Source organism: Streptomyces sp. YIM 98790 (genome assembly GCF_011421595.1).
GTDB lineage: Bacteria > Actinomycetota > Actinomycetes > Streptomycetales > Streptomycetaceae > Streptomyces.
In genome coordinates, this window is record NZ_WTLH01000104.1 from 1 (window position 1) to 22,042 (window position 22,042).

18 protein-coding genes and 1 pseudogene are annotated in these 22,042 nt (G+C 74.7%); 16 read left to right on the forward strand and 3 right to left on the reverse strand.

Features of this window, described 5'->3' with window-relative positions; translation table 11 throughout:
- From GQS09_RS17560 to GQS09_RS17595, 8 genes and pseudogenes are all read left to right on the forward strand, one after another.
- Nucleotides 1–251: pseudogene (locus GQS09_RS17560) on the forward strand (prenyltransferase); the annotation flags it as partial.
- Complete coding sequence (locus GQS09_RS17565) at nt 248–1,243, forward strand: sugar phosphate isomerase/epimerase (protein WP_165987303.1); 996 nt, start codon at nt 248–250, stop codon at nt 1,241–1,243. The pseudogene GQS09_RS17560 and the gene GQS09_RS17565, both read left to right, overlap by 4 nt.
- Nucleotides 1,240–1,926, forward strand: coding sequence for an EboA domain-containing protein (locus GQS09_RS17570; RefSeq protein WP_243761512.1), 687 nt, complete (start codon nt 1,240–1,242; stop codon nt 1,924–1,926). The genes GQS09_RS17565 and GQS09_RS17570 overlap by 4 nt, the downstream gene beginning before the upstream one ends.
- Before the next feature lie 53 nt (nt 1,927–1,979).
- Nucleotides 1,980–2,858 (forward strand): TatD family hydrolase, encoded by an 879-nt coding sequence (locus GQS09_RS17575; RefSeq protein ID WP_165987305.1) that lies wholly within the window; start codon nt 1,980–1,982, stop codon nt 2,856–2,858.
- Between the two features lie 26 nt (nt 2,859–2,884).
- The gene (gene eboE / locus GQS09_RS17580; protein ID WP_165987307.1) at nt 2,885–4,183 is read left to right on the forward strand and encodes a metabolite traffic protein EboE; all 1,299 of its coding nucleotides are present in this window, start codon (nt 2,885–2,887) and stop codon (nt 4,181–4,183) included.
- On the forward strand, nt 4,180–5,568 hold the full coding sequence (locus GQS09_RS17585) for an alkaline phosphatase family protein (protein ID WP_165987308.1): 1,389 nt from the start codon (nt 4,180–4,182) through the stop codon (nt 5,566–5,568). The genes eboE and GQS09_RS17585 overlap by 4 nt, the downstream gene beginning before the upstream one ends.
- Before the next feature lie 368 nt (nt 5,569–5,936).
- Nucleotides 5,937–7,661 (forward strand): tetratricopeptide repeat protein, encoded by a 1,725-nt coding sequence (locus tag GQS09_RS17590; protein WP_165987330.1) that lies wholly within the window; start codon nt 5,937–5,939, stop codon nt 7,659–7,661.
- A 226-nt stretch (nt 7,662–7,887) separates the two neighbouring features.
- Nucleotides 7,888–8,436, forward strand: a complete 549-nt coding sequence (locus GQS09_RS17595) for a hypothetical protein (protein ID WP_165987310.1) — start codon at nt 7,888–7,890, stop codon at nt 8,434–8,436.
- A 58-nt stretch (nt 8,437–8,494) separates the two neighbouring features.
- Here the strand turns inward: GQS09_RS17595 and GQS09_RS17600 are convergent, their stop codons facing one another.
- Entirely contained in the window at nt 8,495–9,133 is a 639-nt protein-coding gene (locus tag GQS09_RS17600) for a TetR/AcrR family transcriptional regulator (protein ID WP_165987312.1), read from the reverse strand.
- Nucleotides 9,134–9,221: 88 nt separating this feature from the next.
- Here GQS09_RS17600 and GQS09_RS17605 point away from each other — a divergent pair, with 88 nt between their 5' ends.
- The 4 genes from GQS09_RS17605 to GQS09_RS17620 all read left to right on the forward strand — a co-directional run bounded on the left by GQS09_RS17605 (nt 9,222) and on the right by GQS09_RS17620 (nt 15,271).
- On the forward strand, nt 9,222–10,838 hold the full coding sequence (locus GQS09_RS17605) for a carboxyl transferase domain-containing protein (RefSeq protein ID WP_165987313.1): 1,617 nt from the start codon (nt 9,222–9,224) through the stop codon (nt 10,836–10,838).
- A 50-nt stretch (nt 10,839–10,888) separates the two neighbouring features.
- On the forward strand, nt 10,889–13,000 hold the full coding sequence (locus tag GQS09_RS17610; protein WP_165987315.1) for a biotin carboxylase N-terminal domain-containing protein: 2,112 nt from the start codon (nt 10,889–10,891) through the stop codon (nt 12,998–13,000).
- A complete protein-coding gene (locus GQS09_RS17615) occupies nt 13,000–13,977 on the forward strand; it encodes a hydroxymethylglutaryl-CoA lyase (protein WP_165987317.1) in 978 nt (325 codons plus the stop codon). Before GQS09_RS17610 ends, GQS09_RS17615 begins: the two co-directional genes overlap by 1 nt.
- Nucleotides 13,978–14,110: 133 nt before the next feature.
- Nucleotides 14,111–15,271 (forward strand): acyl-CoA dehydrogenase family protein, encoded by a 1,161-nt coding sequence (locus GQS09_RS17620; RefSeq protein WP_165987318.1) that lies wholly within the window; start codon nt 14,111–14,113, stop codon nt 15,269–15,271.
- Nucleotides 15,272–15,282: 11 nt separating this feature from the next.
- Here GQS09_RS17620 and GQS09_RS17625 read toward each other — a convergent pair whose 3' ends face one another.
- Nucleotides 15,283–15,858 carry a hypothetical protein gene (locus GQS09_RS17625; protein WP_165987320.1) on the reverse strand — a complete coding sequence of 192 codons (576 nt, stop codon included), beginning with the start codon at nt 15,856–15,858 and terminating at the stop codon, nt 15,283–15,285.
- A gap of 109 nt (nt 15,859–15,967) precedes the next feature.
- Here GQS09_RS17625 and GQS09_RS17630 point away from each other — a divergent pair, with 109 nt between their 5' ends.
- The 3 genes from GQS09_RS17630 to glmS all read left to right on the forward strand — a co-directional run bounded on the left by GQS09_RS17630 (nt 15,968) and on the right by glmS (nt 19,207).
- Entirely contained in the window at nt 15,968–16,939 is a 972-nt protein-coding gene (locus GQS09_RS17630) for a DUF4429 domain-containing protein (protein WP_165987321.1), read from the forward strand.
- 94 nt (nt 16,940–17,033) lie between these two features.
- Nucleotides 17,034–17,309: a hypothetical protein gene (locus tag GQS09_RS17635; protein ID WP_165987323.1), complete on the forward strand. Its 276-nt coding sequence runs from the start codon at nt 17,034–17,036 to the stop codon at nt 17,307–17,309.
- A gap of 77 nt (nt 17,310–17,386) precedes the next feature.
- The gene (gene glmS, locus GQS09_RS17640) at nt 17,387–19,207 is read left to right on the forward strand and encodes a glutamine--fructose-6-phosphate transaminase (isomerizing) (RefSeq protein WP_165987325.1); all 1,821 of its coding nucleotides are present in this window, start codon (nt 17,387–17,389) and stop codon (nt 19,205–19,207) included.
- Between the two features lie 359 nt (nt 19,208–19,566).
- Here the strand turns inward: glmS and GQS09_RS17645 are convergent, their stop codons facing one another.
- On the reverse strand, nt 19,567–20,091 hold the full coding sequence (locus GQS09_RS17645; RefSeq protein ID WP_165987326.1) for a universal stress protein: 525 nt from the start codon (nt 20,089–20,091) through the stop codon (nt 19,567–19,569).
- A 757-nt stretch (nt 20,092–20,848) separates the two neighbouring features.
- Here GQS09_RS17645 and GQS09_RS17650 point away from each other — a divergent pair.
- The gene (locus GQS09_RS17650) at nt 20,849–22,021 is read left to right on the forward strand and encodes a GlxA family transcriptional regulator (RefSeq protein WP_243761513.1); all 1,173 of its coding nucleotides are present in this window, start codon (nt 20,849–20,851) and stop codon (nt 22,019–22,021) included.
- The last annotated feature ends 21 nt before the right edge of the window (nt 22,022–22,042 follow it).

Below are 22,042 nucleotides of genomic sequence, written 5' to 3' on the forward strand. Positions count from 1 at the left end.
CGCACCGGCCGGTGCCGGCGGGCGCCGCGCTGGCCGCCGTCTACGCGGGCACGGTCGGCCGCGCCCAGACGGCGGCCGCCCTGCACCCCGATCCGGTCATCGTGCGCGGTGCCACCGGAGCGGGTATCCGCGGGGTGACCGCCCTGCAGTCCGCGCTGGTCGCCAGGTCCGGCGCGCCGGTCGTCGCGGCCCTGCTGGCCGCCTCCGGCCCCGTCGCCCGTCTCGCCTCCAAGGTGGTGTCCCCCACATGACCTCCGGCCCCACAGCACCCGGTCCGGCCGCGGGCGCCGGCCTGCGGTTCGGGTACGGCACCAACGGGTTCGTCAACCACCGGCTGGACGAGGCCCTGGAGGTGATCGCCGGGCTCGGGTACGACGGCGTGGCGCTCACCCTCGACCACCCGCACCTGGACCCGTTCGCCCCGGACCTGGCGGCCCGTACCGAGGCGGTGCGCCGCCGCCTGGACGCCCTCGGCCTCGCCGTGGTCGTGGAGACCGGCGCCCGCTATGTGCTCGACCCCTGGCACAAGCACGAACCGACCCTGGTCTCCGAGCACGGCCGGGAGCGGCGCGTCGACTACCTGTGCCGCGCGGTCCGGGTCGCCGCCGGACTCGGCGCCGAGGCGGTCTCCTTCTGGTCCGGCACCCTGCCGTCCGGCACCCCGGCCGAGGAGGGCTGGCGGCGGCTGACGGAGGGCACCGCCGAGGTGCTCGCCGAGGCCGGACGCCACGGCGTGGTCTGCGCCTTCGAGCCGGAGCCCGGCATGTTCGTGGACACCCTGGCCGGGGTCGCGGAGCTGCGCCGCCGCCTCGGCGGCCCGGCCGCCCTGCGCACCACCATCGACCTCGGCCACTGCGTGTGCAACGAGCCCCTGCCGGCCGCCGACTGCATCCGCGGCACCGGCGGTCTGCTGGCCAACGTCCAGGCGGACGACATGCGGCCGGGGGTGCACGAGCACCTGGAGTTCGGCGACGGCGAGATCGATCTGCCCGCCGCGCTGGGCGCCCTGCTCGACATCGGCTACCGCGGGCTGGTGGCGGTCGAACTGCCCCGGCACGCGCACGCCGCCCCGGTGGTGGCCGCCCGTTCCCTCTCCGCGCTGCGGGCCGCCGAGGAGGCCGCCCGGAAGAACGCGAACGACGGGAAGAACGGGGAGAACGTGAAGCACAGGGAGAACGTGAAGCACAGGGAGAACGGGAAGAACAGGGAGAACGGGAAGAACGGGAAGAAGGTGCCCCGATGACCTCCTCCGGACCCGCCGCCGGCGGCATGCCCCCCGCCTCCGGTGCCTCCGGTGCCACCGGTACCGCGCTGGACGCGCTGCTGGCCGAGGTGCGTGCCGCGCCGGAGCGGATCGCCGTGCTCTTCCCGGCCGTGGCCCGCACCGCCGGACGCGGGCCCACCGATCCGGCCGATCCCGGCGGCCTGCGCACCCCGCGCGTCGAGGACCGTGCCCGGGCGGTGCTGCTGGTGGCCGCCGCCCGGGCCGGCCGCTGGCCGGCCGCCCGTCTCGCCGAGGAGGTCACCGCGCTCTACCGCTACGGGGACGCCGACGAGAAACGCGCGGTGCTGCGCGCCCTGGACCCGCTGGACGACCCGGACACCATGGACGGCGGTGCGGAGCCGCTGGGCGACGCCGGTCTGCCGCTGGTCACGGACGCGCTGCGCACCAACGACCCCCGGCTGGTGGCCGCCGCCCTCGGCCCGTACGCGGCGCGCCGGCTTCCCCCGCCGGCCTGGCGGCAGGCCGTGCTGAAGTGCCTGTTCACCGGCGTCCCGCTGGACGCGGTGGCCGGCTGGACCGACCGCGCGGACGGCGAACTGGCCCGCATGACGGCCGACTACGCCGCCGAGCGGGAGGCCGCCGGCCGGCCCGTGCCGCCGGACGCCCGCCGCATTCTCGCCCTCTTCCCCGACCTTCCGTGACCGGCGTCCGCATCCGACACCGGCCGCCCACGGCGTACGTCACCGGAGAACCCATGCGCATCTTCGACCCCCACATCCACATGACCTCGCGCACCACCGACGACTACGAGGCGATGTACGCCGCCGGTGTGCGCGCGGTGACCGAGCCCTCCTTCTGGCTGGGCCAGCCGCGCACGAGCCCCGGCTCGTTCCGCGACTACTTCGACACGCTGATCGGCTGGGAACGCTTCCGGGCGGCCCAGTTCGGCATCCGGCACCACTGCACCATCGCCCTGAACCCCAAGGAGGCCAACGACCCGGACTGCCTCCCCGTGCTGGACTTCCTGCCCCGCTACCTGGCCAAGGACGGCGTGGTGGCGGTGGGGGAGACCGGCTTCGACTCCATGACGAGCGACGAGGAGAAGGTCTTCCGCCGCCATCTCGACCTGGCCGCCGAGCACGGCCTGCCGGTCCTGGTGCACACCCCGCACCGGGACAAGGCGGCCGGCACCCGCCGCACCCTGGAACTCGTCGCCGCCTCCGGCCTGCCCCCCGAGCGGGTGCTCGTGGACCACCTCAACGAGGTGACCGTGGGCATGGTCGCCGACTCCGGCTGCTGGATGGGCTTCTCCATCTACCCGGACACCAAGATGGACGAGCACCGCATGGTGCGCATCCTCACCGAGCGCGGCCTGGAACGGATGATCGTCAACTCGGCCGCCGACTGGGGCCGCAGCGACCCGCTGAAGACGGCCAGGACGGGCCACGCCATGCGCGAGGCCGGCTTCACCGAGGACGACGTCGACCGGGTGCTGTGGCGCAACCCGGTGGAGTTCTACGGCCAGAGCGGGCGGCTGCTGCTGGACGCCCTGGAGCCGGGCGCCGCCGATCCGTCCGCCACCTTCGCCGGCAACTCCGTGCTGCGCGGCGCCCGTCCCGACGCCACCGCCTGAGACCGGGAGGGGAAGGGAGGAACCGCATGCGCTTCACGCACCCGGACGGCACCGCCGTCCACCTCGCGTACTGCACCAATGTCCATCCGCTGGCCGAGGACCCGGACGAACTGACCGCGCAGGTCTGCCGCTTCGGTGCCGCGGTGCGGGCCCGGCTGGGGGTCTCCCGGCTCGGCCTCGGCCTGTGGCTGCCCGCCCCGGCCGCCGCCCGGCTGGCGGCCGGCCCGGCCGCGGCCGAGCGGCTGCGCGCCGCCCTGGACCGGCACGGGCTGGAGACCGTCACCCTGAACGCCTTCCCGTACCGCAACTTCCACGCCCCGGTGGTGAAAAAGGCCGTATACCACCCGGACTGGACGACCGCCGAGCGTCTGGCCTACACCCTGGACTGCGCACGGGTGCTCAGCCGCCTGCTGCCCCCGGACGCGGCGCGCGGCAGCGTCTCCACGGTGCCGCTGGCCTGGCGGGAGCCCTGGGACGGCGGGCGGCGCGCGGCCGCCCTGGACCGGCTGCACCGGCTGGCCGAGGGCCTGGCCGGACTGGCGGCCGAGACCGGGCGCACCGTCCGGGTCGGACTGGAGCCGGAACCGGGCTGCACCGTGGAAACCGTTGCCGAGGCGGTGGAGCAGCTGGGCGGTCCCGGGGGCGTGGACACCGAACGGATCGGCATCTGCCTGGACGCCTGCCATCTGGCGGTGGCGTTCGAGGAGCCGGCGGCCGCCCTGGACCGGCTGGCCGCCGCCGGGCTGCCGGTGGTGAAGACCCAGGCGTCGGCGGCGCTGCACGCCGCCGCGCCCGGCGATCCGGCCACCCGGGCCGCGCTGTCCCGCTACACCGAGGACCGCTTTCTGCACCAGGTGCGGGAGCGGTCCCCTCAAGCCGGGGGGCGGGTGCGGCGCCGTGACGACCTGCCCGGGGCCCTGCACGGCCCCCCGCCGCCCGCCGCCGCCACCGGCACCGGTGCTTCCGCCGCCGGCACGGGCACCGCCACCGCCACCGCTGCCGGGCCCGGCCCGGGGCCGGACGGCCCGCTGCCGGGGAACGGCCCGTGGCGGGTGCACTTCCACGTCCCCGTGCACCAGCGCCCGGAGCCGCCCCTGGAGGCGACCCAGGACCATCTGGAGTCCACCCTGCGGGCCCTGTTCGCCGGCCCGGCCCCGCTCACCGATCACGTGGAGGCCGAGACCTACACCTGGTCGGTGCTGCCCGAGTCCCGCCGCCCGGACGGGGACGCCGCGCTCGCCGCCGGCCTGGCCGCCGAGCTGCGCTGGACCGCCGGTGCCCTGCGGCGCGCCGGGCTCACCCCCGCCGAGGAGGCCACACCATGAGCACCGACCGCCGCATTCTGCTGCTGAACGTGGTGGGGCTGACGCCCCGGCTGCTGCGGCACGCGCCCGCGCTGCGCGCCCTGGCGGGGGAGGGCTGGCAGGCGCGCCTGGACACCGTGCTGCCCGCCGTCACCTGCTCGGTGCAGTCCACCTTCCTCACCGGCCTGCCGCCCGCCCGGCACGGCATCGTGGGCAACGGCTGGTACTTCCGGGAGCTGGGCGAGATCTTCCTCTGGCGGCAGCACAACCGCCTGGTGCGGGGCGAGAAGGTGTGGGAGACCGCGCGCCGGTCCCGCCCCGGCTACCGGGTGGCCAATGTCTGCTGGTGGTATGCGATGGGTGCGTCCACCGACTGGACGGTCACGCCGCGGCCCGTGTACCACGCCGACGGCCGCAAGTCCCCGGACTGCTACACCCGGCCGCCCTCGCTGCACGGCGAACTGACCTCCGGACTGGGCCCGTTCCCCCTCTTCCAGTACTGGGGGCCGACCGCCTCCCTGGCCTCCAGCCGGTGGATCACCGCCGCCGCCCGCCGCCTGCTGCCCCGGGCGGACCTGACCATGGTCTACGTCCCGCACCTGGACTACGACCTGCAGCGCTTCGGCCCGGACAGCCCGCAGGCGGTGCGCGCGGTGCGGGACGTGGACCGCACCGTGGCCCCGCTGCTGGACGACGCCCGTGCGGCCGGAGCCACCGTGGTGGTGCTGTCCGAGTACGGCATCACCCGGGCCTCCCGGCCGGTCCATCCCAACCGGGCGCTGCGCGAGGCCGGGCTGCTCCAGGTGTACACCCAGCACGGCATGGAGTACCTGGACCCGTGGGCCTCCCGGGCCTTCGCCGTGGCCGACCACCAGGCGGCGCACGTCTATGTCGCCGACCCGGCCGACCTGCCGGCCGTGGCGGAGCTGTGCCGTTCCCTGCCCGGCGTGGACCTGGTGCTGGACCGCGCGGCGCAGCGGGACCACGGCCTGGACCACGAGCGGTCCGGCGAACTGGTCCTGGTGGCCGCCCCGGAGTCCTGGTTCACCTACTACTACTGGACGGACGACGCCCGGGCACCGGATTTCGCCCGGGGGGTGGAGATCCACCGCAAGCCGGGCTACGACCCCGCCGAACTCTTCTTCGATCCGGCGGAGCCGGTGGCCGCCCGGGCCCGGGCCGGGCTGAACCTGGCCCGCAAGAAGCTGGGCCTGCGGTATGCCATGGACGTGGTGCCGCTGGACGGCCGCTGGGTGCGCGGCACGCATGGCCGGCTGCCGGACGATCCGCAGGACGGCCCGGTGCTGCTGTGCACCGATCCCGCGCACAAGCGGGACGCCCTTGCCGCGGCCGATGTCCGCGATCTGCTGCTCGATCTCGCCGCCCTGCCCGCCGCCCCGGCCTGATCCGCTCCCGGCGGGCATGATCCTTCTCACTCGCCTCCGACCCGGGTCCCGTGGCGGGACCCGGGCGGAGAGCCCTCTCCGGCACGCCGCGTCACCTTTCGGCCACGGCTGACGGTCCGTCACACACCTGCGGCAAGGACCGATGTGACGGACTGACCCGCTGCGCATCTGTTCGGCGCCCCGAGTCCGGGGCGCTGACCTGGCGTGACGTCACGCCCCGGAATACTGCCCACCGACTCGCCGAAACTCCGTGGGGCATACCGTGTTTGACGGTAGCCTTGTCGGGAAGTCGATAAACCTCTAAGTGACTTCGGTGGGCCGCGTATACCAGGTGTACGCGGGTTTCGGGTGGTGCGACTATGGACCGTATGGGGGACAAGGCGATGTTCCGGTACGGCGTGGACGCCGCGCGGCTGGGTGCCCGGCTGCTGCGCCACGGCGATCTGGAGCGCGCCGAGGCGCCGCTGCGCGCGGCCGCCGCCGACGGTGACCGCAGCGCCGCCAACAACCTCGGCGTGCTGCTGCACCAGACCGGCCGCGCCGAGGAGGCCGCGACCTGGTGGCGCAGCGCCGCCGTGGCCGGCTCCGCCGCCGCCGCGCACTCCCTGGGCCGCCACCACCGCGAGCGCGGTGACGACGTGGCCGCCGAGTACTGGCTGCGCCAGTCGGCGGAATCCGGCCACGCCTCCGGCGCCTACGCGCTCGCCGATCTGCTGGACCACCGCGGGGAGGACGACGAGGCCGTGGAGTGGTTCCGCACCGCGGCCGAGCGCGGCCACCGCGAGGCCGCCTACCGCTACGCCTGTGCCGCGCCCGAGGGCCGCGGTGCCGAGCCCTGGTTCCGGTTCGCCGCCGCCCGCGGCCACCGGCGGGCCGCGCTGCGCCTGGCCGCGCTGCTGGAGGAGCGTGGCGAGATCGGCGAGGCCACCCGCTGGTACCTGACCGCGGCCGAGGCCGGCGAGCCGCGCGCCGCCTGCGCGCTCGGCTTCCTGCTGCGCGACGCCGGGGACACCGAGAGCGCCGAGGAGTGGTGGCGCCGGGCCGCCCGCGACGGCGACGGCGCCGCGGCCAACGCGCTGGGTGCGCTGCACGCCGAGCGCGGCGAGCGCCAGGAGGCGCAGCGCTGGTACCGGGCGGCCCTGGAGGCCGGCGACATCAACGGCGCCTTCAACCTGGCGCTGCTGTGCGCCGCGCAGGGGCGGATGGCCCAGGCCGAGCAGTGGTACCGCCGCGCCGCCTACACCGGGCACCGGGAGGCGGCCAATGCGCTGGCCGTGCTGCTGCTGCAGCGGGGCGACGAGACCGGGGCCGAGCCCTGGTTCTCCAAGGCCGCTGAGGCGGGCAGCGTGGACGCCGCGTTCAACCTGGGCATTCTCCACGCCGGGCGGGGCGAGTCCCGGATCGCGCGCCGCTGGTACGAGCAGGCGGCGGCGGCCGGGCACGCCGAGGCCGCGCTCCAGGTCGCCCTGGAGCTGGCCCCGGGGGCGCGTTCGGAGGAGGACCGGCAGGTCACCGAGGGGCTGCTGCGCCGCTCGGCGGCGGGCGGCAGCGTCGAGGGCGCCTTCCGTCTCGCCGTCTGGCTGGAGCGCCACGCCAACGGCTCGGCCGCCGATCCGGACACCGCCGCCGGCAACGACACCGATGCCGGCCTCGGCCGGTCCCGCACCGACGAGGACAGCACCGACCGGGCGGACCTGCCCGAGTACGAGCGCTGGTACATGCGGGCGGCCGAGCGCGGCCACCGGCGCGCGCAGGTGCGCATGGGCATGCGTGCCGCCGGGCGGGACGACGTGGTGGAGGCCGCGCGCTGGTACCGGATGGCCGCCGAGGCGGGCAGCCGGAACGGCGCCTTCAACCTCGGGCTGCTGCTGGCCCGCGAGGGCAGCGAGCCGGAGGCGGCGCTGTGGTGGACCCGGGCGGCCGAGGCCGGGCATGGCCGGGCGGCGCTGCACCTGGCGCTGCTCGCGGCGCGCCGCGGCGACCTGGGGGCCTGCGGTCAGTGGTGCGAGCGCGCCGTGGCCCTCGGCCCGGAGGAGGTCACCCAGCGCGCCACCCGGCTGCGCGAGGCCCTCACCCAGGAGCTCACCGCCTGAACGCCCGTCCCGCCCCGGCGGGGCGGGCGTGCTCCGCGACGGCCCCGGCACCGTGCCCGGCACCCGCCCGCCGACTGCGTTTACACCCTCCCGGCGCCTCGTTATGGTGCTCACGCGAGGGAGCGCGATCCACCTGACGTCCCGTCAACGTATCTACAGCACTGGGGCGTTGAGCACAGAACGGCCCATGCCCAGGAATCCGTCACCTGAAGGAGCCGCACTTCCCATGACAGCAGCCAGGAGCGCCAGACGAACCAGGGCCCTGCGCGCAGCCGCGGTGGCGGCCGTCGCCGCCGCGCTGACCATGGCCCTCCCCACCGCCGCCCAGGCCCGCCACGCGGACGTCACCCGGCAGTTCGCGGCCGAGCACAAGGACGACTGCCTCAACAGCGCCACCGGGGGCAGGCTGATCTTCAAGGCCACCCACCCGCCGCAGCCGCCGGCGGTCGAGGTGACCGGCAGGGTCGCCCTGATCGACCCCGGCCTCTGTTTCTTCCTGGTGCCGCCGACCGCCGAGGCCACGTTCACCGCCTACAGCGGCCGCACCGTGGTGGACAGCGAGACCGTGGTGACGACCCGCGGCGACGCCTTCTCGTTCGTCCTCACCCCGGACTGGTCCACCGGGCTGCCGAGCCCGATCGACCGCGTGGTCCTCCGGCTCTGCCACGGCTCGGCCCTCTCCGACCCGCCGCCCGTGGAGTCGCCCGGACCCCGCCCGGCCAACTGCGCCGCGCCCGTGACCTACACCCCGTCCGACTTCGGCACCACCCACTGACCCCCGCCGTGCGCCGGCCGGTGCCCCGGGGACGCCCGGGGCGCCGGCCGGCGCCGCCTCAGGCGCCGGCGGCGGCCGGGGCGGCGGCGAAGGCGGCGCGGGCCAGGCGGTGCAGCAGTGCGGCGGTGCCGTCCCGGTCCGGCAGGGAGGCCCGGCGGCTCAGGTGCGGGGTGGAGTTCAGCAGCCCGAACACGGCGTGCACGGCGGCCCGCGCCTGGTCCTCCGGCAGGTCCGGGTAGGCGGCCCGCACCACCTCCACCCACAGCTCGACGTACTGGCGCTGGAGCTGCCGCACCTGGCGGCGCTCCTCCTGCGGCAGCCGGTCCAGCTCGCGGTCGTGCAGGGTGATGAGATCGCGGTCGTCCAGGGCGAAGTCGATATGGCCGTCGATCAGCGCGTCGAGGGTGGCCAGCGGCGGCAGCCCGGCGGCCCCGGCCTCGGCGACGCGGCGCAGGCCGCCGTCGCGCAGCCGGCTGGAGATGCCGACCAGCAGCTCGGTCAGCATGGCGTCCTTGCCGGCGAAGTGCCGGTAGAGCGCGGGTCCGCTGATGCCGACGGCCGCGCCTATCTCGTCCACCCCCACCCCGTGGAAGCCGCGCTCGGCGAACAGACGGCCCGCTTCCCGCAGGATCTGCTCCCGCCGGGAAGGGCCGGCGGCGCCGCGGGGGGAGCCGGAGAAGCGGGTCTGAGCAGGCATGGAGCCCATTGTAGACAGCCGGGTTAGCGGACGTTAACCTCGGAAGGAGCGGTTAACGACGATTAACGCGGTGAGGGAGGTGCGGGCGATGCGTCAGGCGCCGGTGCTGGGCAGTGCGGCCGACCCTGCGGCCGAGGCGTACCGCGCGAACGAGCGGGCCCACCGGGAGCTGGTGGCCGAACTGCGCGACAGGCTGGCCGCCGCCCGCCGCGGCGGCGGCGAGAAGGCACGGGCCCGGCACACCGCGCGCGGCAAGCTGCTGCCCCGGGACCGGGTGGACACCCTGCTCGATCCGGGCTCGCCCTTCCTGGAACTGGCCCCGCTGGCCGCCGAGGGCATGTACGGCGGCCAGGCCCCGGCGGCCGGGGTGATCGCGGGCATCGGCCGGGTCTCCGGGCGGGAGACCGTGATCGTCGCCAATGACGCCACCGTCAAGGGCGGCACCTACTACCCGATGACGGTGAAGAAGCACCTGCGCGCCCAGGAGGTCGCGCTGGAGAACCGCCTGCCCTGTGTCTATCTGGTGGACTCCGGCGGGGCGTTCCTCCCGATGCAGGACGAGGTGTTCCCGGACCGGGAGCACTTCGGCCGGATCTTCTACAACCAGGCCCGGATGTCGGAGCGGGGCATCCCGCAGATCGCCGCCGTGCTGGGCTCGTGCACCGCCGGCGGGGCGTACGTGCCGGCGATGAGCGACGAGGCGGTCATCGTCCGCGGCCAGGGAACGATCTTTCTCGGCGGGCCGCCGCTGGTGAAGGCCGCCACCGGGGAGGTGGTCACGGCCGAGGAGCTGGGCGGCGGCGAGGTGCACTCCCGCACCTCGGGTGTCACGGACCACCTGGCCGAGGACGACGCCCACGCGCTGCGCATCGTGCGGACCATCGTCGACACCCTGCCCCGGCGCGGCCCGCTGCCCTGGCCGGTGGAACCGGCCGAGGAGCCGAAGTACGACCCCGGAGAGCTGTACGGGACGGTGCCGGTCGACCCGCGTACCCCTTACGACGTAAGGGAGGTGATCGCCCGGATCACGGACGGCTCCCGCTTCCAGGAGTTCAAGGCCGAGTACGGCACCACCCTGGTCACCGGCTTCGCCCGGATTCACGGCCACCCGGTGGGGATCGTGGCCAACAACGGCATCCTGTTCTCCGAGTCCGCCCAGAAGGGCGCCCACTTCATCGAACTGTGCGACCAGCGCGGCATCCCGCTGCTGTTCCTGCAGAACATCTCGGGCTTCATGGTCGGCCGGAGCTACGAGGCGGGCGGCATCGCCAAGCACGGCGCCAAGATGGTCACCGCCGTGGCCTGCACCCGTGTCCCCAAGCTGACCGTGGTCATCGGCGGGTCCTACGGCGCGGGCAACTACTCGATGTGCGGCCGGGCCTACTCGCCCCGCTTCCTGTGGATGTGGCCCAACGCCAGGATCTCCGTGATGGGCGGCGAGCAGGCCGCCTCGGTGCTGGCCACCGTCAAACGCGACCAGCTCGAAGCCCGCGGCGAGGAGTGGAGCGCGGAGGACGAGGAGGAGTTCAAGGCGCCCGTCCGGCGGCAGTACGAGACCCAGGGCAACGCCTGGTACGCCACCGCCCGCCTCTGGGACGACGGGGTGATCGACCCTGCCGAGACCCGCACCGTGGTCGGACTGGCGCTCACCGCCTGCGGCAACGCCCCGCTCGGCGAGGCCGGCTACGGCGTCTTCCGGATGTGAGCCCGGACGTGAGCGCGGACGTGAGCCAGGACGTGAGGGGAGAGACAGCGATGTTCGAGACGGTGCTGGTGGCCAACCGCGGCGAGATCGCGGTCCGGGTGATGCGCACGCTCCGCCGGATGGGCATCCGCTCGGTCGCCGTCCACAGCGACGCCGACGCCGACGCGGCCCACGTCCGGGCCGCCGACACCGCCGTGCGGATCGGACCCGAGGCCCCGGCCGACAGCTACCTGGCCATCGACCGGCTGCTGGACGCCGCCCGCCGCACCGGCGCCGCCGCCGTCCACCCCGGCTACGGCTTCCTCGCCGAGAACGCCGCCTTCGCCCGCGCCGTCACCGCCGCCGGGCTGGTCTTCATCGGCCCGCCCGCCGGGGCCATCGAGCTGATGGGCGACAAGATCCGGGCCAAGCAGACGGTGGCCGCCGCGGGGGTCCCGGTGGTGCCCGGTTCCTCCGGCAGCGGTCTCAGCGACGCGGAGCTGGCCGCGGCGGCCCGTGAGATCGGCATGCCGGTGCTGCTCAAGCCCTCCGCCGGAGGCGGTGGCAAGGGCATGCGGCTGGTGCGCGAGGAGCACCGCCTCGCCGACGAGATCGCCGCCGCCCGCCGCGAGGCCCGCGGCTCCTTCGGCGACGACACCCTGCTGGTCGAGCGCTGGATCGACCGCCCCCGCCATATCGAGATCCAGGTCCTGGCCGACGACCACGGCAACGTCCTGCACCTCGGGGAACGCGAATGCTCCCTGCAGCGCCGCCACCAGAAGATCATCGAGGAGGCGCCCAGCCCGCTGCTGGACGACGCCACCCGGGAGGCCATGGGCCGGGCCGCCGTGGAGGCCGCCCGCTCCTGCGGCTACCGGGGCGCGGGCACCGTGGAGTTCATCGTCCCCGGCGGCGACCCCGGAGCGTACTGGTTCATGGAGATGAACACCCGGCTCCAGGTCGAGCACCCGGTCACCGAGCTGATCACCGGCATCGACCTGGTGGAGGCCCAGCTGCGGGTGGCGGCCGGCGAGCCGCTGGCCCTGCGCCAGCCGGACATCACCCTGCGCGGACACGCCGTCGAGGCGCGGATCTGCGCGGAGACCGCCCGGGTGGCGAGCGGGGAGCGGCGGGTGGACTTCCTGCCCTCGGCCGGCAGCGTGCTGCTGCTCGCCGAACCGGAGGGCGAGGGCGTGCGGGTGGACTCCGGACTGCTGCCCGGCAGCGAGATCGGCACCGCCTACGACCCGATGCTGGCCAAGGTGATCGCCCACGGCCCGGACCGGCCCACCGCCCTGCGGCGGCTGCGCGCCGCCCTGGCCGCCACCGCCGTGCTGGGCGTGGACACCAACACCGGGCTGCTGCGCCGCCTGCTGGACCGGCCCGAGGTCCGCTCCGGCGAACTGGACACCGGCCTGGTGGACCGCACCGCCGCCGCACTGGTGCCGGACCGGGTGCCGGACGAGGTGTACGCGGCGGCGGCCCTGCTGCGCCACGCCGCCCTCGCCCCGGCACCGTCCGCCGGGGACCACGGCGGCTGGACCGATCCGTTCTCGGTGCCGTCCGGCTGGCGGCTCGGCGGCGAGCCGGCCTGGACCCCCCACCCGCTGCGGGTCCCGGGACGGCAGCCGGTGACCGTGGCGGTCCGCGACGGCCAGGTGCGCATCGGCGACGGCCCGCCGCTCGCCGCCCGGCTGCTCGGCGGGACGGAGAGCGGCACCGGGCACGGGGACGGGCCGCTGCGGCTGGAACTGGACGGGACACGGCACGTCTTCCGCCACGCCCGCACCCCGGCCGGGGACCACTGGCTGGGCCGGGACGGCGACGCCTGGCAGGTCCGGCCGCACGACCCGGTGGCCGCCGCCGGAGCCCGGGCCGCCGCCGGGGCGGACAGCCTCACCGCGCCCATGCCCGGCACGGTCACCGTGGTCAAGGCGGCCGCCGGCGACCGGGTGGCCGCGGGACAGGCCCTGCTGATCGTGGAGGCGATGAAGATGGAGCACGTCATCGCCGCCCCGCACGCCGGGACCGTCGCCGTGCTGGACGTGACCGCGGGCAGCACGGTCGCCATGGACCAGCTTCTCGCCGTGGTCGAGCCCGAACGCGGCGAGCCCGAACGCGGCGAGCCCGGACCCGGCGAGCCCGGACCCGGCCGGCCCGCCACGACCGCAGAGGAGGCGTGATGACGGAAGAGCGGGAGCGGCGCACCGGGCCGCCGGAGGGCCTGCCCGTGCGGGTGCCGCTGGACGGCCTGCCGGACCGGGTGCGCATCTACGAGGTCGGCCCGCGCGACGGCCTGCAGAACGAACCCGCCACCGTCCCGGCCGCGGTCAAGGCGGAGTTCATCCGCCGCCTGGCCGGGGCCGGGCTGACCACCGTGGAGGCCACCAGCTTCGTGCACCCGGCGTGGGTGCCGCAGCTCGCCGACGCCGAACGGCTCTACCCGGAGCTGGCCCCGCTGGCCGCCGGCGGGGTCTCCCTGCCGGTGCTGGTGCCCAACGAGCGCGGCCTGGAACGCGCCCTGGCCCTGGGCGCCCGGGAGATCGCGGTCTTCGCCAGCGCCACCGAGTCCTTCGCCCGTGCCAACCTCAACCGCACGGTGGAGGAGTCGCTGGCCATGTTCGCCCCGGTGATCAGCGGTGCGGCCGGGGCCGGGGCGTCCCGTATCCGCGGCTATGTCTCCATGTGCTTCGGCGACCCCTGGGAGGGGCCGGTGGCCGTGGCGGACGTGGTGCGGGTCGGCGTCCGGCTGCTGGAGCTCGGCTGCACCGAGCTGAGCCTGGGCGACACCATCGGCGTGGCCACCCCGGGACACGTCACCGCGCTGCTCACCGCCCTCGGCGAGGCGGGGGTGGAGACCGGGCGGCTGGCCGTCCACTTCCACGACACCTATGGCCAGGCCCTGGCCAACACCCTCACCGCCCTGCGGCACGGCGTCACCACCGTGGACGCCTCGGCCGGCGGGCTGGGCGGCTGCCCGTTCGCGCGCAGCGCCACCGGCAATCTGGCCACCGAGGACCTGCTGTGGATGCTGCACGGCCTGGGCATCGGGACCGGCGTCGATCTGGAGCGGCTGGCCGCCACCAGCCGGTGGATGGCGGAACAGCTCGGCCGCCCCAGCCCCTCCCGCACCGTCCGCGCCCTGACCGGCGCCTCCTGACCGGCACCTCTGACCGGCGCCTCCTGACCGGCGCCTCTGACCGGCGGCGCCACCGGCCGCCACCCGCCGCGACCGGCACCCCACCGGGGCGGCGCAGCATCGCTCTCACCGCCTCCCACAAGGAGTTCTCGCCATGGGACTGGACCACCGGCTCGACCCCGAGCACGAGGAACTGCGCCGCACCGTGGAGACGTTCGCCCACGAGGTGATCGCCCCCAGGATCGGCGGCCACTACGAGCGGCACGAGTTCCCCTACGACATCGTCCGCGACATGGGCCGGATGGGCCTGTTCGGCCTGCCCTTCCCGGAGGAGTACGGCGGCATGGGCGGCGACTACCTCGCCCTCTGCCTCGCCCTGGAGGAGATCGCCCGGGTGGACTCCTCGGTGGCCATCACCCTGGAGGCGGCCGTCTCGCTCGGCGCCATGCCGCTGTACCGGTTCGGCACCGAGGAGCAGAAGCGCGCGTGGCTGCCCCGGCTGTGCAGCGGCGAACTGCTCGGCGCCTTCGGCCTGACCGAACCGGACGTCGGCTCCGACGCCGGCGGCACCCGCACCACCGCCGTGCGGGACGGCGACCACTGGGTGATCAACGGCACCAAGAGCTTCATCACCAACTCCGGCACCGACATCACCGGCCTGGTCACGGTCACCGCGGTCACCGGCCGCAAACCCGACGGCTCGCCGCTGATCTCCAGCATCATCGTGCCGTCCGGCACCCCCGGCTTCACCGTGGCCCCGGCCTACTCCAAGGTCGGCTGGTGCGCCTCGGACACCCATGAGCTGGCCTTCTCCGACGTCCGGGTCCCGGCCGCCAACCTTCTGGGCGAGGAGGGCCGCGGCTACGCCCAGTTCCTGCGCATCCTGGACGAGGGCCGGATCGCCATCGCCGCCCTGGCCACCGGGCTGGCCCAGGGCAGCCTGGACGAATCCCTGTCCTACGCCGCCTCCCGCACCGCCTTCGGCCGGCCCATCGGCGCCAACCAGGCCATCCAGTTCAAGCTGGCGGACATGGAGATGCGCGCCCACACCGCGCGGCTGGCCTGGCGGGACGCCGCCGCCCGGCTGATGGCCGGCGAGCCCTTCAAGCGGCAGGCCGCCATCGCCAAGCTGTACTCCTCGGAGAGCGCCGTCACCAATGCCCGGGAGGCCACCCAGATCCACGGCGGCTACGGCTTCATGAACGAGTACCCGGTCGCCCGGATGTGGCGGGACAGCAAGATCCTGGAGATCGGCGAGGGCACCAGCGAGGTGCAGCGCATGCTGATCGCCCGCGATCTGGGCCTGCCCGCCTGACCCGCGCCGGCTCAGCCGCCGGCGCCCTCCGGGTCGACCGGGGCGCCGTCACCGGTGCGGGGCAGATCGCCCCGCTCCACGGGCGCCCCGTCCCCGGGCGACTCCGGCAGCAGCGCGTCCAGTTCGGCGCCGTCGGCCGGCCGGGCGTGCTCCACGGCGGCGCGCAGCACCTCCCGGTCCACGGCCGCCGGGTCGCCGCCGGCGCTGATCACAAGGGGGCCGTCCGCCTCGCGCAGGTACTCGTGGCGGGCGGAGTCCGTCCGGCGGTACCGCAACCCGCCGTCCCGCTCGCACGTCGGGCAGACCGTGCCGAGGCTGCCGTCGTCCACCCGGAGCTCGAAGACGGAGCCGTCCGCGTCGGAGACGTAATGGCTGCCGAAGCCGTGGTCGCCGGTCACCCCGGCCGACATCGGCACCACCCGGTAGCCGGAGACCTCGGTGACATGGACGTACTCCGGGGAGGTCCCGGCGGACCGGGCGCGGGCCGTCAGCTCGCCGCGGTCCGGCTCCTGCCCGCAGGCGGCCAGCAGGAGGAGGGGGAGCAGCAGGGCGGCGGTTCCCCCGCGCCCGGTGGGCCAGTGCATCATGCAGCAATCCAAGGGGGTGCACCGCGGTCCGCACAAGTCCGCCGCCGGCCGGTGACGCTGCCGCCGGGCGGCTGGTGGTGCGGTGGCCGCCTGACGGATGATGGCGGGCATGGCGGAGATCACCCAGGAGAACGGTGCGTGGCACTTCGACGGCGAGGAGATACGGATCGTCCCCGGCAGCGGCCGGGGCACGCATCCGCTGCGCGCGGCGCTGGGCGAGGTGACGGTTCCGCTGGCCGCCGTGGCCGGGGTCTCCTTCGAGCCGGGGCGCAAGGCGGGCCGGCGGACCGGGCCGGGCGGCAGGCTGCGGCTGCGCATGCGGCCGGGCGCGGACCCGTTCACCCAGGCCACCGCCGGCCGGCTGCCGGAGGCCGCCGACCCCTACCTGCTGGAGGTGGACCGCGGCGGCGCGGCGGTCGCCGAGTACCTGGCCGCCGAGGTGCGCGACGCCCGGCTGCTGGAGCAGGTGCCGGACGGTCCCGCGGACCGTTATCTGCTGCCCGGCCCCCCGGTGCCGCTGGTGCTCAAGGGCTCGGACGGCACCCTGCTCTTCGACGGGGAACTGCTCCGGCTGGAGTGGGGCTGGGCCGCGGAGGAGAGCAAGAAGTCCGCGGGCGTCCGCACGATGCCGTTCACCGAGCTGGCCGGGGTGGAGTGGGCGCTGGCCCAGGGCTTCGAGAACGGCTTTCTGCGGCTGCTGACCCGCGGCCCGCAGGTCAGGGTCAAGCCGGCCCACGACCCGTACTGCGTGGTGCTGTGGGGGCTGCGCTCGGCCCGCGAGACGGCGCAGGTGGCGGTGATGGCCGCCGCCCTGACCGCCCGGCTGCCGCACCCCTTCGAACCGGCGCGCGGCGCCGCCGCGGAGTCCGCCGCCGAACCCCCCGCCGCCCTGCCGGGCGCCCCGGCCCCCGCCCCCGTTCCCGCCTCCGCCCCCGGCCCGGCCGCTGCGGCCGCTGCCGCGCCCGAGGACCACGACGCGCTGCTGCGCCGGCTGCGCGAACTCGGCGAACTGCACGCGGCCGGGATTCTCACCGAGGAGGAGTTCCGCGCCGCCAAGAAGGCCGTCCTGGACCGCTTCTAGCCCGGGAGCCGCGCCGGACCGATCTGTGACACGTTCCTGCCCGATATCGGGCAGGTTTGTTGCGTTCACCGGCTGTCATCCGCACTATTACCGGGTGTCCGGACGCCGAACCCCCTACGACGACCTGGTCGACCACCTGGTGCGCAGCACATCGCTGGGCCGGGGGGAGGCCGTGCGGGTGGTGCTCGACGTCCTGGCCTACTTCGACGAGACGACCGAGGAGTTCGTGCGCCGCCGCCACCGCGAGCTGCAGTCCCAGGGGCTGCGCAACGAGGCGATCTTCACGCGGATCGCCGAGGAACTGCCGCACCGCGCGGTGGCGCCGCCCGGACTCTCCGTCCGTCAGCTGCGGCGCATCGTCTACGGCTGAGCGGCCCGGCGGGCGGCCCGGCGAGGCGGACCCGGGGCGGAACTGCGGGACAGAACCGAGATCACAGGAGGACGCAGATGTGCGGGATTGTCGGATACATCGGTAGGCGAGACGTGGCCCCGCTGCTCCTGGAAGGTCTCCAGCGCCTGGAGTACCGGGGCTACGACTCGGCCGGTATCGCCATCCACAGCTCCGGCCGGGGCGGCGGGCTGAAGACCGTCAAGAACCAGGGCCGGGTGCGTGACCTGGAGGCGCGGGTACCCGCCCGGTTCAACGGCAGCTGCGGCATCGCCCACACCCGCTGGGCCACCCACGGCGCCCCCAGCGACGAGAACGCCCACCCGCACCTGGACACCCACGGCAAGGTCGCGGTGGTGCACAACGGCATCATCGACAACTCCGCCGAACTGCGCGCCAGACTGTCCGCGGACGGTGTCGAGCTGCGCTCGGAGACCGACACCGAGGTGCTGGCCCACCTGATCGGCCGCTCCCGGGCCGCCACCCTGGAGGAGAAGGTCCGCGAGGCGCTGCGCCACATCGAGGGCACCTACGGCGTGGCCGTGCTGCACGCCGACTTCCCGGACCGCATCGTGGCCGCCCGCAACGGCTCCCCGGTGGTGCTGGGCATCGGCGAGAAGGAGATGCTGGTCGCCTCCGACGTGGCCGCGCTGATCAGCCACACCCGCCAGGTGATCACCCTGGACGACGGCGAGATGGCCACCCTCAAGGCCGACGACTACCGCACCTACACCACCGACGGCTCCCGCACCGCCGCCTCGCCGACCACCGTGGAGTGGGAGGCCGAGTCCTACGACATGGCCGGCCACGACACCTACATGCACAAGGAGATCGCCGAGCAGGCGGACGCCGTGGACCGGGTGCTGCGCGGCCGGATCGACGAGCGGTTCGGCACCGCCCGGCTGGGCGGCCTGAACATGGACGCCCGGGAGGCCCGCTCCATGCGCCGGGTGAAGATCCTGGGCTGCGGCTCCGCCTACCACGCGGGCATGATCGGTGCCCAGATGATCGAGGAACTGGCCCGTATCCCGGCCGACGCGGAGCCGGCCAGCGAGTTCCGCTACCGCAACCCGGTGGTGGAGCCGGACACCCTCTACGTGGTGGCCAGCCAGTCCGGCGAGACCTACGACACCCTGGCGGCCGTGCAGGAGCTCAAGCGCAAGGGCGCCAAGGTGCTGGGCATCGTCAACGTGGTCGGCAGCGCCATCGCCCGGGAGGCCGACGGCGGCATCTATGTGCACGCCGGCCCGGAGGTGTGCGTGGTGTCCACCAAGTGCTTCACCAACACCGCGGTGGCGTTCGCGCTGCTCGCCCTCCACCTGGGCCGCATCCGTGACCTGTCGGTGGCGGACGGCAAGCGGATCATCGAGGGCCTGCGCAAGCTGCCCGGGCAGATCGCCGAGATCCTGCGCCACGAGGACCGGATCATCGAGCTGGCCAAGGACTTCGCGGACGCCAAGTCGATGATGTTCGTCGGCCGCACCCGGGGCTTCCCGGTGGCCAAGGAGGCCTCGCTGAAGCTGAAGGAGGTCTCCTACATCCACGCCGAGGCCTACCCGTCCTCGGAGCTGAAGCACGGCCCGCTGGCGCTGATCGAGCCCGCCGTGCCCACGGTGGCGATCGTGCCCGACGACGAGCTGCTGGAGAAGAACCGGGCCACCCTGGAGGAGATCAAGGCCCGCCAGGGCCGCATTCTGGCGGTGGCGCACCAGGTGCAGGAGAAGGCGGACGCCACCATCGTGGTGCCGCAGAACGAGCCCGAGCTGGACGCGGTGCTGATGGGCATCCCGCTCCAGCTGCTGGCCTACCACACCGCGCTGATGCTGGGCCGGGACATCGACAAGCCCCGCAACCTGGCCAAGTCCGTCACCGTGGAGTGACCCGCCGCATCCGCCCGGGTGCCCGTCCGGAGCGGGTGCCCGTCCGGAGCGGGTGACGGGACGGTGACGCTCCGGTGCCGCGCGCGGACACAGGGCGGCCCCCGTAGGAGTGCGTGCCACCATACGCACTCCACGGGGGCCGCCATTCCTGGCCGGCGGCGCCCATCCGCCGGCCGGGGAGCCGCCGCCGGGTCCGTCACCTCCCGCTCGGCAGCACGTGTGTGTCAGTTTTATGCCCATCACAAGCGCACAATCCACCTGCCGGACAAGAAAATTGGGCCGGTGGCGCGTTGTCGCCGCCGGCCGCCCGCACGGGCCGCGGCGGCCGGCCGGACCGGCGCAGAACGGCCGGGGAACGCTCAGGGGATGACGACGACCGGCCGCTGGGCACGGCGCACCAGGCGGCCGGAAACCGTCCCGAACAGCCGGCCCAGCAGTCCCTGCGTGGTGCCGACCACGATGGCGTCGGCCGCGTACTCCCGGCCGACCTCCTCCAGCTCGTGGCAGATGTCCCCGCCCCGCTCCAGCAGCACCCAGGGCACGTCGGCCAGATAGTCGGCGCAGGCCAGCTCCAGGCCCAGCACCTCGGTGCGGTGATCGGGGACGTCGATCAGCGCGGGGGGTTCGCATCCGGCCCACACCGTGGTGGGCAGCCGGTTGGCCACATGCACGATGATCAGGCCGCATCCGGCGCGCACCGCCATGCCGACGGCATAGGCGAGCGCCCGCTCGGCGGAGGTGGAGCCGTCGAAGCCGACCACGATGCCGTGGCGGAAGACCGGGTCCTGCGGGGAGCACGACTCTTCGGCCGACCCGGAAGGAGCGGAACGGTCGGCGACCGGCCGCTTGCGGTCAGCGGGTTCGGGGAGCTCGTAGCCAGCCATCGAAGTCTCGGCGATCTGATGCGGGTGAGATGGCCTCACATGGTCGGTGCGGGCAGGACCGGCTGCGGGTACCGGCTGCGGCGCCCGGTGCGGGGGCCGGCGGTCGGGAAGACAGCAGCTTCCACAGCTTCCACCTCCAGAATACGGCGTCGTTCCGGTTACCGCCCAGACTCTGAGACGTCCGGCTCCGGTCGGTCCGGCCGGGGGACAGGAAGGATGCCGCAGCAGGCCGCTGCCGCGCAACGGCCGCGTCCCGTGCGGTATCTCCCCCGGGGTACCCGCGGCCACCGGGCGGCATTCCCCTGGGTGTGCGGCTGTACACGACAGGTAGTTGGCTGTCGAGGGGTCTCTCCCGGCCGTGGAAGACTCTTATTTTCAGCCAACTTCACGGACTGTCGAGGGGTGCGCCCACCGCCCGGAGGTCCCGGAGCGCGGCCTCGGCGGACGGCGGTCCCGGGGCGTGGCCCACGCCCGGAGGGCGCGGGCGGGGCTCTCGCCCGGCGCGGCTGCGGGCGCCACCCGGGCGTGTACCGAACGGCGGTACTGGCAGGCGCACTTCCGCCAGATGCTTCTCCGTGGAACGCTTCCTGATCGAATGCTTCGCGCCACATAGTCATGTCGACTTAACGGCGAGTGGTGAACTTGTCCCGGCAACCTCATCGGACACAGTAGATTCGATCTTGGCTGACCCCACCAGGGGGACTCGGGGGAAACGTGCAGGACCGAGAGGATGCGACAACCGAGGGAACTGAGGAGCATGATCGAGGACCCAACGCACGGCCCCGAACCCGCGAAGGTGCGCCGCCCCTTCGCGGAGAAGCTCTCTGCCCGACGCCGCCGCGAGGTCGTCGCGGTGCTGCTGTTCAGCGGGACCCCGATGTTCGAAAGTGCCATCCCGCTCTCCGTGTTCGGCGTCGACCGCCAGGACGCGGGGGTACCGCGCTACCGGCTGCTGGCCTGCGCGGGGGAGGAGGGCCCGCTGCGCACCACCGGGGGCCTGGAACTGCGCGCCCCCTACGGGCTGGGGGCGCTCTCCCGCGCGGGCACGGTCATCGTGCCGGCCTGGCGGTCCATCACCGGCCAGCCGCCCGCGCCGGCGCTGGCCGCGCTGCGGCGGGCACACAGTGAAGGGGCCCGGATCGTCGGCCTGTGCACCGGCGCCTTCGCGCTGGGCGCGGCCGGCCTGCTGGACGGCCGCCCGGCCACCACGCACTGGATGTATGCCCCGACGCTGGCCAAACGATATCCGTCGGTGCATGTCGATCCCCGTGAACTCTATGTGGACGACGGGGACATCATGACCTCGGCGGGCACCGCCGCGGGCATGGACCTGTGCCTGCACATCGTCCGCCAGGACCACGGACCGGAGGCCGCCGGCGCGCTGGCCCGGCGGCTGGTGCTGCCCTCGCGGCGCGGCCCGCAGACCGCCGCCGCGGCGGCGGCGACGGAGAGTCAGAGCCGCTACTTCGACAGGTCTTTACCGGAGGACATCGGGGCCGACCCGCTGGCCGAGGTGGTGGCCTGGGCGCTGGAGCATCTGCACGAGCAGTTCGACGTCGAGCAGCTGGCCGCCCGCGCCTACATGAGCCGCCACACCTTCGACCGGCGGTTCCGGGCGCTGACCGGCAGCGCCCCGCTGCAGTGGCTGATCACCCAGCGGGTGCTCCAGGCACAGCGGCTGCTGGAGATGTCGGACTACTCGGTGGACGAGGTGGCGGGCCGCTGCGGCTTCCGCTCCCCGGTGGCCCTGCGCGGACACTTCCGGCGGCAGCTCGGCGCCTCGCCGGCCGCCTACCGGGCGGCGTACCGGGCACGGCAGCAGGCCGCCGAGGCCACCGGCCGGCTGCGGCACGGCGCGGAGACCGGGCGGAGGACCGGGGACCATCCGGTGCCGCGGCTGCCCGGGCAGCGGGGACGGACGGGGCTGTGACGGCCGGCGGGCGCGCGGGGT